Consider the following 17,669-nt stretch of genomic DNA (forward strand, 5'->3'; position numbering starts at 1 on the left):
GGATCGCACAGGACTCAGCTGCCCATGCCTACGCAGCCAGGGACCATCGCGCTCGAGATCGCGCTGCTTGGCCCGCCCACCATCACCTGGGCTGGCGTCACACTGCCGATTCCCCGCCGCCAGACGCGGGCGCTGATCTATCGCCTGGTCGCCGACATCTGGCCAGCCTCGCGTGACCAGCTCTGCGCGCTGTTCTGGCCAGATATCCCCGATGGGTTGGCCCGGCGCAACCTGACTCACCTGCTGACGCACCTGCGACGCGCACTGCCCGACCCAGGCCTGCTCCAGGCCGATGGCGAGCGTGTCGCCCTCGACCAGGCCCGCACGGCGAGCGATACAGCGGCGCTGGCCGAAGTTCTTGCCGATGAGCACGCGTCGCTTGCGGCGCTACGTCGGGCGGCCGAACGGCTGCGCGGCCCCTTCCTGGCAGGCTTCAGCCTGCCAGGCTGCCCAGAGTATGCCGCCTGGATCGATGCAGAGCGGGCGCGCTGGGAGCGGATCGGCCGCGATCTGCTGACCACGCTCACCGAGCGTGCCACTGCCGAGGAGTGTTATCCTGAGGCGATCTGGGCGGCCCAGCGCGGCCTGGAGCTTGATGAGCTCGACGAGGTGCTGCACCAGCGGCTGATCACGCTCTATGCGACGGTTGGCGATCGGGCGGCGGTCGAGCGGCAGTATGAGCGCTGTGTGTCTACGCTTGAGCGTGAGCTGGAAGCGCCTCCGCTGCCCGCAACCCGCGCTGCGTATCTCGCTGCCCGCGATCGTCCGCTGCCCCTGGCTGACCGCCCGGCTCACCGCACGCTACGTGCTACACCACCCGACGAGCTATTCGGGCGAGCGGCCGAGATTGCGACGGTCCAGGCGCTTTTGAGCCGGCCTGAGATCCGCTTGCTGACCCTGACCGGCCCAGGCGGAATCGGCAAGACTCGTCTGGCCCGCGCGGTGGCCGAGACGCTTGTTCCAACATATACCGAAGGTATGGTGTTTGTCCCGCTCGCGCCGGTGCAGGAGCCAGCACTGCTCGCCACTGCGATCGCGCTCGCATGTGGCCTGCGTGATACAAGTGACCAGGATGCGCGCGCGCATCTGCTCGCCGTGCTACGTGAGCGACAGGTGCTGCTGGTCCTTGACAATCTTGAGCATCTCGTACTGGCCGCCCCGCTGATCAGCGAGATCCTCATAGCCGCCCCGCATGTGCACGTGCTTGCCACCAGCCGCGAGATCTTGCACCTGTCCGATGAATATGTCTTTCCTGTGCCGCCGTTGACGGTCGTCGATGACCCAATCCGCGCACCTGCGCCTGCGGTGGAACTCTTCCTCGCCCGCGCCCAGGCGGTTGTGTCGGGCCAGCCGCTCGGTGCGGGCGATCGCGCCGACATCGCCACGATCTGCGCGCGGCTCGACGGCTTGCCGCTGGCGATCGAGCTGGCAGCTGCGCGTACGCGGGTGCTCACGCCACACGCGCTGCTCGCCCGGCTGGATCATCGCTTCGAACTTCTGGTCGGTGGCCCACGCGATCGTCCGGCGCGCCAGCAGACTTTGCTGGCAACCATCGAGTGGAGCTACAACCTGCTTGGTCTCGCCGAGCGCCAGGCGCTGCGCCGCCTCGCGGTCTGTGCAGGCGGCTTCGGCCTTGCGCTGGCCGAGCAGATGACGGTCGGACCGGGAGCGCTCGATACGCTGGAGCGCCTGGCCGATCAGAGCCTGATTCAGCGTGTGTCGGATCAGGGCAAGGAGCCGCGCTTCACACTGCTTGAGAGCATCCGCGCCTACGCCCTGGAGCGCCTGGTCGAGCATGGTGAGCTGCCAGCGGTGCAACGGGCGCATGCCCAAGCCTTGCTCGCCCTGGCCGAGCTGGCCGCTCCTGAGCTGCAGCGCCATAGTCAGGCCGCCTGGCTTGATCGACTGGAGCGTGATCAGGATAATCTGCGCGCGGCGCTGGCCTGGGCGCTTGCGCACGACGTAGAGGTTGCCCTGCGGCTAGCTGCCGCCCTCGGCTGGTTCTGGATCACGCGCGCTTCAATTGGCGAGGGCCGCGCGTGGTTGGAGGGAGCGCTAGCGCATGGTGGGTGGCCAACACCAGGCTTGCAGGTCAATGTGCCAATCGCTCAGGCACTGATGAGCTACAGCACGCTGCTGTTCTTCCAGGGCGACTACGTCGCCGCGGCAAGCAGTAGTACCGCTGCGGCCGCACAGCTTGAGCAGCTTGGGCGTATGTGGGACGCGACACTGATGTGGTATCAGCTCACATCGGTTCTCGCGATCCAGGGCGATATGGCAGGGGCTGTCGCGGCCGATGCTCGCAGCATGGCGGTGCTTGGTGCGCGTGATGAACCGACGGCTCGCGCGCTCGTGGCGATGCGTCACGGCATGTTTGCGGTTCACAGCGGCGATGATCTGCGCGCGCGCAGCTTTTTAGCAGCGGCGTGTACCGAAATACGTATCATCGGCGATCTCAGCCGACTCGCGCAGATGCTGCTCCAGCTCGGAACAAGTTGCCTGCGGCTTGGCGACCACGATGCGGCGCAAGCGACCTTTATTGAGGCTCAAGATCTCGCGCGCGCGCTCAAGGATCGTCACCTCGAAGGGCTCGTGCAGAATAATCTGGGCGAGCTGGCACGTGTGCGCGGAGATTATCTGGCAGCTGGAGAACATTATCAGACCAGTCTGCGGCTTCTGAAGGACACCGACCGGCGCAGCGACATCCCGCGCCTCCTGCACAACCTCGGGTTTGTGGCGTTGCACAGCGGCGAAACGCATGCGGCGCTGGAGTATTTTGCTCAGAGTTTGGATTTGTATCATGCGCAGCAGCTACGCGGTACGGTGGAGGTGCTCGCTGGGCTGGCCTGTGTCGCCGTCACCCGCGGCAAGCCTATCTTGGCGGCTCGACTGTGGGGGGCCACCACTGCAGCATGGGAGCGGATGGCGATCCGCGCCTGGCTGCCTGACCAGATCGAGCACAATCACTATCTCGCGATCGCCCGCAGTGCCTGCGACCACAATGCGTTTGCCGCAGCGTGGGCGGCGGGCGCCACGCTGACATTGGAGCAGGCGCTGACCGAAGCCTGTGCCCCTGGTGTGCTGTAGCCACTCTGTCGCCACGACGCTGCTATTGTTGTCGCAGGCAGAATGATCGGAGTACAGTATGGCACCAGTCGAGATCTTCCCAGGTGTGTACGTCCTTCCGCTTGGCCCGGTCAATGTCTTCTTCCTCCGCGACGGCGATGGGCTGACCCTGCTCGACGCCGGAAACGCCGGCGACGAGCAGGCGATTCTCGCCGGCGCGCGCGCGATCGCTGACGCGCCGGGCGGCATTCGTCAGATTGTGCTGACCCACGGCCACCCAGATCACGCTGGCAGCCTGGCCGCGCTGTTGCGAACAATTGACGCACCAGTCTGGATGCATCATCTTGACGCCGAGGTAGTGCGTGGTCACGCGCCGCTCGCGCCCATGCGCCCCGGGCCGGGTCTGTTCAACTGGTTCCTCTACAACCAGATCATCCGCAACTCAACGGCGACGATCGCACCCGCCCAGGTAGACCACGAGGTGGCCGACGGCGACCTCCTGCCGATCGGCCGTGGGCTGCGGGTCTACCACACGCCCGGTCATAGCGCCGGTCACCTGGCCTTTCTGCTCGAGAGCGATGGCGGCCTGCTTTTCGCCGGCGATACCTGCCGCAACATGCCACGCATGTATTACAGTATCGGCTATGAGGATCGCGCTGTGGGCCGGCACTCGCTGGCCCGCCTGGCCGGGCTGCGCTTCGCGGCAGTCTGCTTTGGGCACGGCCGCGCGCTGAGCGGATCTGCGGCCACTCGATTCAACCGCATGTGGGCGTAGTAGCGCATCTCGTTTTCACACGAGTTACGCGGCGGGGGTCTGGGGGCGGCAAAGCCGCCCCCAGAGAAAACGCTTTTTGGCTGCTATCCGGCACATCCGTGCCGGATAGCAGCCAAAAAGCCTTGATCTTGGAGGGCTGCGCCCTCCAAACCTCCCGGTACGCGTACCGCCGCGTAACTTGTGGTTTTCAGGGAAGTGCCTAATGCTCGCAGAGTCAAGCGCCGAGTCGAACAAGGTGCTGATTCGGCGACGTCGTGTGCAAGCCTGGCAGGGCGATCTTCCTGTCTTTCAGCACCACCCTGGCCTCGGGCAGTTCCGCCAGCTCTGCTGCTCATTTGCTTCCGCATAAGGCCGCGGGACGCGGGTGAAAGCTGGTCGCGGTTAGCTTGAGCGGCGTTCAGCCGAAAGCAGTGGCCTGCCAACCGATGGTCGAACCACCGCCATGCCGTTACTGATCTGCTTGGTCATTCATCGCGCGCGATCACAGAACGAATATATGCCCACGCGCTACGCGAGAAAAAGCGAGAGGCTGGCGAGAGTTTAGGATAGTTGCTTGACTGGCAGGAGGCAGAATAATGGCAACTTCCCCCACCAACAAAAAAGACGCGGCCCCTTTTCAGGATTCCGCGTCCCAATGTGGTGGAGCGACGGGGACTCGAACCCCGGACCCTCTGCTTGCAAAGCAGATGCTCTCCCAACTGAGCTACCGCCCCAGAGCCAACATGCAGAAAGCAGTAGCCAGTAAACAGAATAACGAGCTGCCTACTGCCTACTGCTCACTGAGATGGTGGGCGTACCTGGACTCGAACCAGGGACCTCGATCTTATCAGGATCGCGCTCTAACCAACTGAGCTATACGCCCGCGCCCGATATTATAGCATAACTTTACCACAACAATGCAAGCCAGTGGGTGTCAGGCAAGAATGAGTGCCTGAGCTCCCTAGAAAGGAGGTGATCCAGCCGCACCTTCCGGTACGGCTACCTTGTTACGACTTCGTCCCAGTCGCTGCCCCTGCCCTCGGCCGCTGCCTCTGGCGAACCAGTTAGCCCACGGACTTCAAGCATTGACAACTCCCATGACGTGACGGGCGGTGTGTACAAGGCCCGGGTACGTATTCACCGCGCCATGGCTGATACGCGGTTACTAGCAACTCCGCCTTCATGGGGGCGAGTTGCAGCCCCCAATCTGCACTGGGCCGGTGGTTGGCGATTTGCTGCCCCTCGCGGGGTCGCGGCGCACTGTCACCGGCATTGTAGCGTGTGTGTCGCCCCAGGCGTAAGAGCCATGCGGACTTGACGTCATCCCCGCCTTCCTCCCGAAAAGGGCAGTCCGGCCAGACACAAGTAACTGACCGTAGGGGTTGCGCTCGTTGCGGGACTTAACCCAACATCTCACGACACGAGCTGACGACAGCCATGCAGCATCTGTGGCACACCCTCGAAGGCGACCCGCTTTCGCGGGCTTGCAGTGCCATGTCAAACCTGGGTAAGGTTCTGCGCGTTGCGTCGAATTAAACCACACGCTCCGCTGCTTGTGCGGGCCCCCGTCAATTCCTTTGAGTTTTAAGCTTGCGCTCGTAGTTCCCAGGCGGGACACTTACCGCGTTAGCTGGGGCACCCGGCCGCCGAAGATCGGCCGCCAGATGCCGAGTGTCCATCGTTTACGGCGTGGACTACCCGGGTATCTAATCCGGTTCGCTCCCCACGCTTTCGCACCTGAGCGTCAGAACTGGCCCAGTTCGCTGGTTTCCCCCTTGGTGTTCCTGCCGATCTCTACGCATTTCACCACTACACCGGCAATTCCACGAACCTCTGCCAGTCTCAAGTCGCGCCGTATGCGGTGGCGTCTGGCGGTTAAGCCGCCAGGTTTCACACCCCACGTGCACGACCGCCTGCGTGCGCTTTACGCCCAGTCAATCCGGACAACGCTTGGCTCCTCTGTCTTACCGCGGCTGCTGGCACAGAGTTAGCCGAGCCTGATTCGCGGGGTACGGTCGATGTCATCCCCCGCAAAAGGAGTTTACAACCCGAAGGCCGTCGTCCTCCACGCGGCGTTGCTCGTTCAGGCTTGCGCCCATTGACGAAAATTCCTTGCTGCTGCCTCCCGTAGGAGTCTGGGCCGTGTCTCAGTCCCAGTCTGGCTGTCTGTCCTCACAGACCAGCTACCCGTCATCGGCTTGGTGGGCCGTTACCCCGCCAACGACCTGATGGGCCGCAGGCCCCTCCGACCGCGCGTTGCCGCTTTCCTCTTGCGAGCGTATGCGGGATTAGCGTGCCTTTCGGCGCGTTATCCCCCACGGTCGGGCAGGTTCCCACGTGTTCCTCAGCCGTGCGCCACTCAGAAGCCGAAGCCTCTGCGTGCGACTTGCATGCATTAGGCACGCCGCCAGCGTTCGTCCTGAGCCAGGATCAAACTCTTCATGGCATGGTTTCCCAGCTCAAAGGCTGGTTTGCACCGCACTGACTTGCATTGTTGAGTTGGTAAAGTGCAGATGCACGGCCCTTGGCAAATAAAAACCAGCACGCCAGTGGCTGTGCTAGCTCGTATCGCCTTGTGATCGTTTACCTCAGGGAGGTGAAACGGATGCCCTGCATCAACGCCCAAGAATTATACTACCGAATGGCGGTTTTGTCAATCGCGCGATCGGCCGCAGGCGCTCGGCGGCGTTTCAATCGGCTATTCTGTGCTATAATGCCCGCGCCATTTCGCCATACAAGAACGAGCGCCCAAGATCTGTGTACCTCAAACGCCTCGAAATCCAGGGCTTCAAAACCTTTGCCGCCCGCACGGTCTTTGAGTTTCGCCCTGGCATCACCGCTGTCGTTGGGCCAAATGGCTCGGGCAAGAGCAATATCGCCGACGCGGTGCGCTGGGTGCTTGGCGAGCAAAGCTACGCCGCGCTGCGCTCGAAGCGCACCGAAGATCTGCTGTTTAGCGGCGGCGGTCGCCGCGCCCCCGCCGGCCTGGCCGAGGTGTCGCTGACGATCGATAACGCCGACCGGCTGCTACCGCTGCCCTACGGCGAGGTGACGCTCACGCGCCGCGCTACCCGCGCTGGCGAGAATGAGTATTTCATCAACCGCAATCGCGTGCGCCTGCGCGATGTGCAAGAGGCCGTCGGCCCCCTCGGCGGCTCGTACACGATCATTAATCAGGGCTTGGTCGACGCCGCGCTGACGCTGCGGCCCGAGGAGCGCCGCCGCCTGTTCGAAGATGCCGCCGAGATCAGCGTGTTCGAGGGGCGCAAGCACGACGCCGAGCGCAAGCTGCGCGAAACCGGGGCTAACCTTGAGCGCTGCGATGATGTGCTGACTGAGCTTGAGCCGCGGCTGCGCTCGCTGAAGCGCCAGGCCAGCCTAGCGCGTACCTACCGTGAGCTGGCGGCCGAGCTGCGCGTTCTGCTGGTGCGCCACTATGCCGCGCAGTGGCGCGCCGCCCGCCAGGCATTGGCCGGGGCCGAGGCTGCCGAGCAGCAGGCCGCCGCCGCACTTGGCTCGCGCCGCGCCGAGCAAGCCGCCGCTACGCTCGAGCTGCACGCCACCCGCGAGCAGCTGCGCGCGCTGCGCGAGCGGCTGGGCGCGCTCCACGCCGAGAGCAGCGCGCTGCACGCGCGCGCCGAGTCGCTCCAGCGCGATCTGGCGGTTGGCAACGAGCGCCAGGCCGCGCTTACCCGCCGCGGCGAGGAGTTCGAGCGCAGCTTGCTCGAGTTCGACCTGCGCGGCGAGGAGATTGAGCGCGAGCGCGCCGCTACGGCCGAGCGCCTGGCCCTGGCCGAGGTGCGCCTGGCCGACGCGCGCGCCGCCGCCGCCGAGCTTGAAGCCGCTGTGGCCGCCCGCGCGCAAGAGCGCCAGGCCGCCCGGCGCACGCTAGAGGCAGCCCAGCGCGCCGAGCTTGAGGCCGCCGCTGCGCTGGCCGAGCGCCGCCGCCGCGCCGAGCAGCTTGCCGCCCAGCGCCACCGGCTCAACGAAACACACGCGAGCGCGGCCGAAATACTGGCCGCCGCCGAGCGTTTGCTGGCCGAGCGCCAGGCCGCCGCCGATGCCGCCCAGGCCCGGCTTCAGGCCGCCGATCTGGCCTTGCAGCAGGCCTCCGCCGCCACTGAAGCAGCCCGACACGACCACGAGGCGCGGCGCGGCGAGCGCGCCCGCGCCGATGAGGCGCTGGCCCAGGCCCGCCGCGCGCTCGCCGACGCAGAGGCCCGGCTTGAGACGCTCACGCGGCTGCAGCGCAGCTACGCCGGCGCGTTCGCGGGCGTGAAGGCGGCGATGCAGTGGGCCGAGGCGCAGGGCCGCGCTGGCTTTGTGCTGGTGTCGTCGATTGTCCATGTGCCGGCACGCCTCGAGACGGCGATCGAAGTGGCGCTTGGCTCGCGCCTGCAGAATATTGTCGTTGAGGGATGGGCCGACGCCGAGGAAGCGATCGAGGCGCTCCGGCGCGGCGGCCAGGGCCGCGCGACGTTTCTGCCACTCGATACTCTAAGAGCCAGGAGCCAGGAACCACGAGCCACGCCGGCCGAGTCGGCTTCTCTGCCCTCGGCCCGCGCTTCCGTGCTTGGTGTGGCCGCCGACCTGCTGGAGTACGACGAGCACTACCGCCCGGTTGTGCAGAGCTTGCTCGGGCGCACCCTGGTGGTGGAAGATCTGGCGACCGCCCGGCGCGAGCTGCGCCGGCTCACCGGCGGCTGGACGCTGGTGACGCTGTCGGGCGAGCAGGTGAGCAGCGGCGGCGCGGTGACCGGCGGCGCCCAGGTGAAGGAGTCTGGCACGCTGCGCCGCGAGCGCGAGCTGCGCGAGCTGCCCGATCAGGTGGCCGGGCTGCGCGCCAGCGCCGAGCAGGCCGCACAGGCGCGCGCCGCTGTGGATGCGCGCGTGGCCGCAGCCGATCGCGCGGCCCGCGAGGCCGAGGCGGCGCGCGCGCGCGCTGCCCAGGATCTCGAGCCGCTGCGCGGGGTGCTCGATCGCGCCCGCCGTGCCGCCGCGCAGGCCGAGGCCGAGCTCGACCTGGGCCGCCGCCGCAGCGAGCAGCAGGTTGCGGCGCTGGCCGACCTCGACGTGCAGCTCGCCGCTTTGCACGACGAGCAGGCTGCCCTGGCCGCGCGCGAGGCCGCTGCCCAGGCGCACCTCGAGCAGCTGCGCGCCGACGACCAGGGGCGCGCCGAGGCCGAGCGCGCGCTGCAGGAGCGCTCGGCCGGGCTGCGCGCCACCGCCGCCACCGCCGAGGGCGAGACATTGGCCGAGCGCGCCCTGCTGCAGGCGAGCGAGCTGAACTTGGCCCGGCTGGCCGACCAGCGCGCTGCCGGCGAGCGCCGGATCGAGGATCTGGCCGACGAGCGCGCCCAGCTCGATGCCCAGCTACATGCGCTGGCGGGCTCGCATGCCGCGCTGCTTCGGCAGCTCGACGCGCTGCGCGGCCAGATTGGCCCATCCGAGGATGAGCTGGCCGAGCTTGAGCGCACCCAGGCTAGCCTCGAGCGCCACGAGGCCGCGCTGACGAGCGCGCTGCTGGCGGCTGAGTCGGCGCATAGCCGCGCTGCCGTCGAGATGCAGCGCGCCCGCGACCGGCTCGACGCGCTATGGGAGCGCGCCGCCGCCGACGATATCGACATCGAGGCAACCAAGGGCTCGGGAGATGAGGATCGCGAGCTGGCGCTGGCTGCCGCTGGCGGCGAGGGGGCTGCTGCGGCCGGCACTGCCGAGGCGGCTGAGAATTCAACGGCGGTGGCCGCCCCTGCCTCTTCCGAGCAGCCCGAGACGCTTGAGGCGCGCATCCAGGCGCTCAAGGCGCGCATCCAGCGGCTTGGCGTTGTCAACCCGCTCGCGCTTGAAGAGTACGAGGAAGAGGCCAAGCGCCACGAGTTCCTTACGACCCAGATCGCCGATTTGCGCCAGGCCCAGGCCGCGCTGCGCGAGCTGATCGCCGAGCTCGACGGCGCGATGCAGATGCGCTTCGAGGCCACCTTCCGCGCCGTAGCCGTGGAGTTTGAGCGCAGCTTTACCCGCCTGTTCGGCGGCGGCCAGGCCCAGCTGATCCTTACGCGCCCGAACGGCGCGAGCGCATCCGGCAATGCCGACGGCGACGGCGCCGAGCACGATAGCGTCGCTGGTTTGGGCGTCGAGATCCTGGCGCGCCCGCCCGGCAAGCGCCAGCAGACACTCTCGCTGCTCTCGGGCGGCGAGCGCACGCTCACGGCCTCGGCGCTGCTCTTCGCCATTCTGAAGGTCAACCCCTCGCCTTTCTGCGTGCTCGACGAGGTCGACGCCGCGCTCGACGAGGCCAACGTCGGCCGCTTCCGCGAGGCGCTGATCGATCTGGGCGCCCAGACCCAGTTTTTGCTCGTGACGCACAACCGCGGTACGATCGAAGCCGCCGATACGATCTACGGCGTGTCGATGGGCGAGGACGGCGCGTCGCGGGTGCTCTCGCTCCGGCTCGAAGAGCTGCTGGAAGACCAGTAAGCGCTGCCGCCTACCTCGAACGACGTTAGGAGGAAACGCCAATGACTGCGAGCTCGGTGCCCGATCGGGCGATCGATCAGCTGCACGCGAACCTGCGCGCTGCCGGTATTGCGCCCAGCCCCGACGATATTCAGGGCGTTATCGACAAAGGTTTCCTCAGCCGCCTGCGTGATTTCGAGCAGGTGATCCAGGGCGTGATAAGCGACGCAACGCCTGATTATCTTGATGAATCGCGGCCCAGCCCGAGCGTGGGGTTGCCAGGTGAGCCGCCTGAGCGGGTGTTTGGCGCTAGCTCGCCGATAGGCGCCCTGGCGGCCCAATTGCGCGCGCGCCAGATCTCGCCGGTCGAGCTGGCCAAGCAGGCGCTGGCCGACATCGCCGCGCGCGATCCACAGCTCAACGCGTTTCAGCAGGTGCTGGCCGACCACGCTCTCGCCGCCGCGCGGCGCGCCGAGGGGCAGATCGCCGCCGGCGACTACCGTGGCCCGCTGCACGGCATCCCGGTGGCCGTGAAAGATTTGCTGGCGCTGCGCGGCACGCGCACCACCGCCGGCTCGAAGATCTTCGCCGAGCGCGTCACCAACTTCGATGCCGCCGCCGTCGAGCGGCTCGAGGCCGCCGGCGCGGTGATCGTCGGCAAAACGCGCCTGTCGGAGTTCGCGTACTCGCCCGGCTCGAACAATGCCCACTACGGGCCGACGCACAACCCGCACGCCGCCGACCGCGACACCGGCGGGTCGAGCAGCGGCTCGGGCGCGGCAGTGGGCGCGGGGCTGGTGCTCGCCGCGCTCGGCACCGATACCGGCGGCTCCATCCGTATCCCTGCCGCGCTGTGCGGTATCGTCGGCCTGAAGCCCACCTTCGGCCGCGTCAGCCTATATGGCGTCACGCCGCTGGCCTGGTCGCTCGATCACCTCGGCCCAATGACGCGCAGTGTCGGCGATGCCGCGCTGCTGCTCCATGTGCTCGCCGGCCCCGACTCGCGCGACCCGCGCACCCGTCCCGATGGCGCTTTCGCGCTGCCCGAAAACCTCGACGCCGGCGCGCGCGGCCTGCGCGTGGGCGTGCTAGGCGACGACGGCTCGGGCGGGCCGCTTGGCAGCGATGCCGCGCTGGCTGCCTGGCGTGCCGGCCTGGCCGCACTCGAAGCGGCTGGCGCCGAGCTTGTGCCGATCGATATACCCGCGCTCGAGTCGCTGCGCCTGATCAACAGCGCCATCCTGGCGCTCGAAGCGTCGGCGTTCCACGAGCCAATGCTGCGCACGCGCCTAGCCGACTACGGCGAGTTCATGCGCCAGCGCGTGATTGCGGCCTACGCCTATGGCCCGCGCGCGTTTGTGCAGGCTCAGCAGGCGCGCGCGGCGCTGCGCCGCCAGTGCGACGCGCTATTCGGCCAGGTCGATCTTATCAGCACCCCCGCCCAGCCAGGCAGCGCGCCGGCGCTTGGCAGCATCGGTTCGACTGCGTTCACCGGGCCGTTCAACGCTCTGGGCTGGCCGGCGATCTGCCTGCCGGTTGGCAGCGATGCTGGCCTGCCGCTGGGTCTGCAGCTTGCGGGCCGGCCGTGGGACGAGGCGACAATGTTGCGCGCCGCGCGGGCGATCGAGGCGGCGCTGACGCCCGCGCAACCCTGATTTTCGTACCGGCTATGCAGTTGTGGCGCAGCGCGCCAGCCGCACATGGCCCTACTCTTAAAATTACACGAGTTACGCGGTCGCCCGCGATATGGGCTTGTTCTGCCTGCGGCAGCGTGGTACTTCGCTTTCTTTTGTGCTGAGATGTTGGCGCAAAGCGCCAACATCTCAGCACCATCCATGAAAAAGTACCGCTCTGCCGAAGGCAAAAACGCGCACCGCGTAAGTCCTGTAACATTAGGCCAACGACAGCGGCCACGGGCTTATGCCCGTGGCCGCAATATAATATAAGGGTGGCTGGCGCGCTACGCCGACTCAACGCCGGTGAGAGCGCGCAGGTGGCTCAGCGCGCGGATGGCGCCCTCGGCGTTGCGCTGCAGCAGCTCGTAGAACACCAGCGTGTCCGAGCCGGTCAGCTGGCCATTGCTGAGCATATCGGCTGCCAGCACCAGCACCGTCAGATGCTGCGATAGCTCGGTCAGTGCGGGCGAGGCGATCAGCCCAAGGCCGCGCAGATCGTGAATGGCTGCCTCGGCCTGGCGGGCGTTGGGGGCGAGCCATGCCCGCAGCGGCTGCCCGGTGGGCACGGCGGCCGGCCCGACTAACACAATGCCGGCGAGACTTCGTAGAACCGCGAGCGACTGCTCGATCTGCTCGAACAGGCTCAGGAGCCGGGCGGCGGCGTCATCGCTCAGCGGGGCGAACAGCACCGGCGCGTGGTGCGCGGCGCGGCCAACATTCGTGGTTGTGCCAGTGGCTGCGGCCGAGTGGTTCAAATGACTCAACCGGTGTGGTATCGACATGGTGCGGTCTCCAACCTGAGCTAAACAGCGAAACCTGGCTGGCTAGACGCAGGCATAGTGGACTTGCACAAAGCATTATACCGATCTTTAACTATCTGGCAACCGCACTCTGGTCCTGTCTTTGCCAGTACCGTTGGATAGGGCGCGGCTTTTGCGCTATAATCAGCGGCCGTGCCATCAAACGACGAGTCTAATCGCATGAGAAAGAACCGCCGGCCAGGCAGCTCGTGGCCCGTGGTGCTGCTGGTGGGCCTGATTGTTATTCTGTCGGCGGCGCTGCTGCTGCGCTGGCGCGAGCTGGCGCCCAGCGCAGGGGCGGCGGCGCTGCCCACGGCGTATGTGCGCGCGCCCGAAGCGCCCGCAGGCGTGGCGGTGGCCGCAGGCACCCGGCTGCGGCTGGCGCCGGCGGTGCCGGATGCCGTGAATCTGCCGCCTGCGCCGGCGCCTGTGGCTGTGGCGGCGAGCGCAACCCCGCCCGCGCCCACGCCGACGATCACGCCGATCCCGCTGGCGCCGATTGGCGCGCCCGACCAGCCGCTGCCTACGCTGTTCCCAACCCAGCCATCCGCGCCTGCGCCCGAGAGTGGTGGCCAGGCAACGCTGGTGCCGATCTTGATGTACCACTACATCCGCACAGTGGACGCCGCGGCCGACCCGCTGGGCTACAACCTATCGGTGACGCCGGAGAACTTCGAGCAGCAGATCGCCTGGCTTCAGCAGCAGGGCTACAGCGGCGTAACAATGGCCGTGGCGCAGCGCTGCATGCGTGGCGGCGGATGCCCGGCCAGGGCCATCGCGCTCACCTTCGACGATGGCTACGAAGACGCATATACCGCCGCGCTGCCCATCCTGCAGCGCTACGGCATGCGCGCGACGTTCTACATTGTCAACAGTTTTGTCGGCCAGCCAGGGTACATGACCTGGGAGCAGCTCGCGCTTCTGCGCGACGCAGGCATGGAGATCGGCGCGCACTCGGTGAGCCACCTGAACCTCACGACGCTCGACCAGGCCAGCGCAGCCGACGAGATCGGCCGCTCCAAGGCCGATCTGGAGAGCCGGCTGGGCGTGAGCGTGGCGAGCTTCTGCTACCCGGCCGGCTTCTATGATGCGAATATCGAGGCGCTGGTGGCTGCAGCCGGCTATGCCAACGCCACCACGACGCGCTGGGACGCCGACTACAGCGACGTGCTGGCGCTGCCGCGGCGGCGTGTCGCGGGCGACACAACCCTCGATGGGTTTGTGGGGATCGTGGCTGAGGGGTGAGCGCGGCTCTACCCGGAGCTGCGCTGGCGCCACACGAAGTACGAGTAGCCGATCGAAAACACCGCGACCACGAGCGCGCCGCCGATGATCGTATAGGCGCTCAGGCTTGGCGGCAGCAGCAGGCCGGCCAGCGCCATCAGCACGCCCACTGCCACAAACACGCGCCCGCCGGCCTCGTGCGTGCGCCGCCACACCTCGGGATCTGCCAGCGTCCAGGGCGTGCGGATGCCCACAAACCAGTTCGGCTTGACCCGCCCCAGCTCGCTGCCCAGCCCGGCGAACAGCAGCCCGATCCCCACGCCGATCAGGCGCGGCACGCCAACCTGCCAGCCCAGCGCCGTGCCCAGAATCCCCAACTGCACCAGCGCGAGAAAGATCAGGATCAGGTTGATAAATAGCTGGTATGTGGGCGCAAACGACGGGTACGACTGGCGCAGCGGGTCGATGCGCGGCAGCGCGTAGAACACCGCCAGCAGGATCGCGCCGATCACCGGCACAAACAGCACCGACGCCAGGCGGCCCATGGTGCCGTTGACCTGGCCGTTGATATCCCAGTGGCTGGGCACGCGCTCGGGCAGCCGGCCGTATACGGCAAAGCCGAACAGCACGATCGCGAGCAGACACAGCGGGCCAATCCAGCGATTTCGCATCATAACGTTTATCGCAGAGCGATTGAGCGCAGAGCGTGGGTGTGCGGTTTTTCCGCGAGGAGCGCGGAAGGACCGCGCACAATGATAGATCCTGCTGCCGCCGGCAGGTTTTGAACCACAGCTGAGAATTGTAAACGAATATTCATCCGCGCACCTTGCGAGGGCATCTGCGCGCGTGCTACGATCTGCCGCAGGTTAACACCGATCCCAGTTTTTGTAAATAGCTCTGCGGGCCGTGCGGGGCATGGCTCGCCGCTCGCCCAGCCGGCAGTTGGGCGTTCGCTGCATACCGCGCCAGAGACAGGCACGCCGCCTATGTCGCTGTTTCGATCAATTCGTCTCAGCATTCGTACCAAGGTGCTGCTGCTGGCGCTTGGGCTGGCGCTGACGCCGCTGCTGATCGTGAGCATGCTGGGGCTCTCGAGCCTGGACGCCGCGCGCGACACCGCGACGAACACCAGCATCGACGCGCTGCGCAGCCAGGCCGAGGCGAACCTGGCCAAGCGCGCGGCCGACAAAGCCCGGCTCTACGATGCCACGCTCGCCGACATCCAGCGCCAGGTCGAGGGCGTGGCCACAAGCGTCACCTCGCTGATGGCCGCCAGCCAGCCGCCCTCCAGCGGCTCGGGGCGGGTGTGGATCTCGCCGAATGGCCCCGACGCGGCCAGCGAGGCCAGGTACCCGCAGTCGGTCGCGCGCGCGCGCCAGTTCATCCCGATCCTCGCGACGGTGGTGCAGCGCTACAAGCTGCTGAGCTTGGGCTATATCGCGCTCGACGACGGCGGTGTGATTGCATTCGACCACGACGTGATCGACAACCTGCTGCCGCGCCGCCCGTTCGACCCGCGCACGCGGCCGTGGTATACCAGCGCGCGCGTCGGCGGCCATACCGTGTGGGTCGATACCTACATCGACGCGAATACCGGCAAGCTGACCACCACCTGCGCCGCGCCATTCTACGACCGGCGCGACACCCTGCTGGGCGTGGTCGGCTTTGACCTGCTGCTTGACACGATCCAGGAGGATCTGCTGAAGCTCGACATGGGGCCGTCGGGCTACGCATTTCTGGTGAACAACGAAGGGCAAGTGCTGGTGCGGCCCGACATGCACGCGAATGGCAAGAGCTGGAACGAGCCATTCACCAGCGAGAACCTGCTGACCACTAGCGACGACAAGCTGCGCGCGGCCTTCAAGCGCATGGTCGGCCGCCAGCAGGGCGCCGAGCGGCTGAACTACAAAGGCGAGAGCGTGTACCTGGCCTATGCGCCGATCGAGAGCACCGGCTGGAGCGTGGGCATTGTCATCCCCGAGGCCGAGATCATCCGCCCGGCCGAGAGCGTCGGCGCGGTGATCGCCGACAGCCAGAACCGGCTGCGCCAGCTGATTGTGCTGGTGGCCAGCCTGAGCGTGCTGGCGGTGCTGGTGCTGGGCGCGATCTTCTCGTGGCTGCTCACCGGCCCGCTGCTGCAGCTGCAGGGCAGCGCGCAGCGCGTGGCCGCCGGCGACCTGCAGCACCGCATGCCGCAGGCCAGCAACGACGAGATCGGCGACCTGGTGGTCTCCTTCAATGCCATGACGAACGCGCTGAACCAGAAGGTGGCCGAGCTTGAAGATAACCTGCGCCAGCTGGCGACGCTGAACACTGTGTCGAACCGCTTCAAGGCGATCCTATCGCTGCCGCAGATCTTCGATGCCATCCCGCGCGCGGTGTGCGAGGATTTCGGCTTCGAGCGCGCGGCGCTGTATATGCTCGAAGGCACCACGCTGCAGGTAGTCGGCGCATCGTTCGGCGCCGACCACGCCGACGAGGCGGCCGAGTTTATGGCCACCGCCAACGCCCAGGCGATAACGATCGAGAGCGAGACGGTCGAGGCCGATATCATCCGCAGCGGCCAGGCGGTCATCGTCGATAACCCCTGGCAGCACCCGCGCGTGCTCCAGGCCAAGCAGCAGGTGTCGCGCAGCGACTCGTATGTGCAGGTGCCGATCTTCGGCCGCGGCGAAAAGATCATCGGTCTGCTCTCGGCCGACTACCAGTACAGCGGCCGGGTGGTGAATGCGCGCGACGCCGCGCAGTTGCTGGCCTACGCCAGCATGGCCGGCCTGACGATCGAAAACATCAAGCTGTACACCGGGCTGGAGCGCCAGGTGGTGCAGCGCACCACCGAGCTGCGCACGGCGCTGGCGCGCGCCCAGCAGGCCGACCAGCTGAAGGGCCAGTTTCTGGCGGCGATCTCGCACGAGCTGCGTACCCCGCTGAACGCGATTATCGGTTTCTCAACGGTGATGCTCGACGAGCTCGACGGTCCGATCTCGGCCATGCAGCGCGAGGATCTCAAGACGATCAATCAGAATGGGCGCTTTCTCCTGCACTTGATCAACGAGCTGCTCGACCTCTCGCGGATCGATGCAGGCAAGCTGGATCTGCAGATCGAGCGCGCCGATATGCGCAAGCTGATCGGCGATGTGATCGACACGGTTGGTGGGCTGCTGCACAACAAGCCGGTGAAGCTGCGCACGAGCGTGCAGCCGGGGCTGCCGCTGGCGCGCGCCGATGTCGGCAAGGTACGCCAGATTCTGCTGAACCTGCTGTCGAACGCGGTGAAGTTCACCGACCAGGGCGAGATCTTGCTGGCGGCGCGCTGCGTGGTGCCATCCGCCCCGGCCGGCGATAGCGCCGGCGAGGGCGCGGTGCGTACGCGCGACGGCCGCTGGGTGACGCCGTATATCGCGATCAGCGTGCGCGACACTGGCATCGGCATCGCGGCCGAGCACCTGCCGCTGATCTTCGAGGAGTTCCGGCAGGTGAATGCGCGGCGCGGCGACAAGCAGGGCAGCGGCCTGGGCCTCTCGATCGCCAGGCGCCTTGTCGAGGCCCACGGCGGCAAGATCTGGGTCGAGAGCCTGCCCGGCCAGGGCAGCACCTTCACCTTCACGCTGCCGTGCGCGCTGCCCGAGGCCGCGCCGCCGCCCGAAGAGCCGCGCGAGCGCGCAGTTGGCGCAGCGTAGCAGTATGCCGAGT

Annotated in this window: 8 protein-coding genes, 2 tRNA genes and 1 rRNA gene; 6 read left to right on the forward strand and 5 right to left on the reverse strand. The window is 67.0% G+C overall.

Translation table 11 applies throughout. The features are described from left to right. Positions 1-24 precede the first annotated feature (24 nt). Both U0177_RS17910 and U0177_RS17915 read left to right on the forward strand, forming a co-directional pair. Positions 25-3,087, forward strand: a complete 3,063-nt coding sequence (locus U0177_RS17910; protein WP_409572023.1) for an ATP-binding protein — start codon at positions 25-27, stop codon at positions 3,085-3,087. A 58-nt stretch (positions 3,088-3,145) separates the two neighbouring features. Further along, a complete protein-coding gene (locus tag U0177_RS17915; protein ID WP_409572024.1) occupies positions 3,146-3,841 on the forward strand; it encodes an MBL fold metallo-hydrolase in 696 nt (231 codons plus the stop codon). Positions 3,842-4,478: 637 nt separating this feature from the next. On the opposite strand, the gene U0177_RS17920 is transcribed toward U0177_RS17915, so the two are convergent. The 3 genes from U0177_RS17920 to U0177_RS17930 form a co-directional block, all read right to left on the reverse strand. Continuing rightward, a tRNA-Ala gene (locus U0177_RS17920) sits at positions 4,479-4,554 on the reverse strand. A 72-nt stretch (positions 4,555-4,626) separates the two neighbouring features. Further along, a tRNA-Ile gene (locus U0177_RS17925) sits at positions 4,627-4,703 on the reverse strand. 82 nt (positions 4,704-4,785) lie between these two features. Next, positions 4,786-6,266, reverse strand: a 16S ribosomal RNA gene (locus tag U0177_RS17930). Positions 6,267-6,577: 311 nt separating this feature from the next. Here U0177_RS17930 and smc point away from each other — a divergent pair. Beyond that, positions 6,578-10,297: a chromosome segregation protein SMC gene (gene smc / locus U0177_RS17935; protein ID WP_409572025.1), complete on the forward strand. Its 3,720-nt coding sequence runs from the start codon at positions 6,578-6,580 to the stop codon at positions 10,295-10,297. Positions 10,298-10,338: 41 nt separating this feature from the next. After that, positions 10,339-11,931, forward strand: a complete 1,593-nt coding sequence (locus tag U0177_RS17940; RefSeq protein WP_409572026.1) for an amidase — start codon at positions 10,339-10,341, stop codon at positions 11,929-11,931. Positions 11,932-12,236: 305 nt separating this feature from the next. On the opposite strand, the gene U0177_RS17945 is transcribed toward U0177_RS17940, so the two are convergent. Continuing rightward, positions 12,237-12,734, reverse strand: coding sequence for a hypothetical protein (locus U0177_RS17945; protein ID WP_409572027.1), 498 nt, complete (start codon positions 12,732-12,734; stop codon positions 12,237-12,239). Positions 12,735-12,932: 198 nt separating this feature from the next. On the opposite strand from U0177_RS17945, the gene U0177_RS17950 reads away from it, so the two are divergent. Next, on the forward strand, positions 12,933-13,997 hold the full coding sequence (locus U0177_RS17950; protein ID WP_409572028.1) for a polysaccharide deacetylase family protein: 1,065 nt from the start codon (positions 12,933-12,935) through the stop codon (positions 13,995-13,997). An 8-nt stretch (positions 13,998-14,005) separates the two neighbouring features. On the opposite strand, the gene U0177_RS17955 is transcribed toward U0177_RS17950, so the two are convergent. Next, positions 14,006-14,650 (reverse strand): SdpI family protein, encoded by a 645-nt coding sequence (locus U0177_RS17955; protein ID WP_409572029.1) that lies wholly within the window; start codon positions 14,648-14,650, stop codon positions 14,006-14,008. 312 nt (positions 14,651-14,962) lie between these two features. On the opposite strand from U0177_RS17955, the gene U0177_RS17960 reads away from it, so the two are divergent. Continuing rightward, positions 14,963-17,656: a cache domain-containing protein gene (locus tag U0177_RS17960; RefSeq protein WP_409572030.1), complete on the forward strand. Its 2,694-nt coding sequence runs from the start codon at positions 14,963-14,965 to the stop codon at positions 17,654-17,656. Positions 17,657-17,669: the final 13 nt, after the last annotated feature.

This window comes from Kouleothrix sp. (genome assembly GCF_046328425.1).
Taxonomy (GTDB): domain Bacteria; phylum Chloroflexota; class Chloroflexia; order Chloroflexales; family Roseiflexaceae; genus Kouleothrix.

Bases quoted from the DNA above. Each gene is read 5' to 3' on its own strand.
- U0177_RS17910 (WP_409572023.1), top strand. From the start codon at position 25: ATGCCTACGCAGCCAGGGACCATCGCGCTCGAGATCGCGCTGCTTGGC.
- U0177_RS17915 (WP_409572024.1), top strand. From the start codon at position 3,146: ATGGCACCAGTCGAGATCTTCCCAGGTGTGTACGTCCTTCCGCTTGGC.
- U0177_RS17940 (WP_409572026.1), top strand. From the start codon at position 10,339: ATGACTGCGAGCTCGGTGCCCGATCGGGCGATCGATCAGCTGCACGCG.
- U0177_RS17950 (WP_409572028.1), top strand. From the start codon at position 12,933: ATGAGAAAGAACCGCCGGCCAGGCAGCTCGTGGCCCGTGGTGCTGCTG.
- U0177_RS17960 (WP_409572030.1), top strand. From the start codon at position 14,963: ATGTCGCTGTTTCGATCAATTCGTCTCAGCATTCGTACCAAGGTGCTG.
- U0177_RS17945 (WP_409572027.1), bottom strand. From the start codon at position 12,734: ATGTCGATACCACACCGGTTGAGTCATTTGAACCACTCGGCCGCAGCC.
- U0177_RS17955 (WP_409572029.1), bottom strand. From the start codon at position 14,650: ATGATGCGAAATCGCTGGATTGGCCCGCTGTGTCTGCTCGCGATCGTG.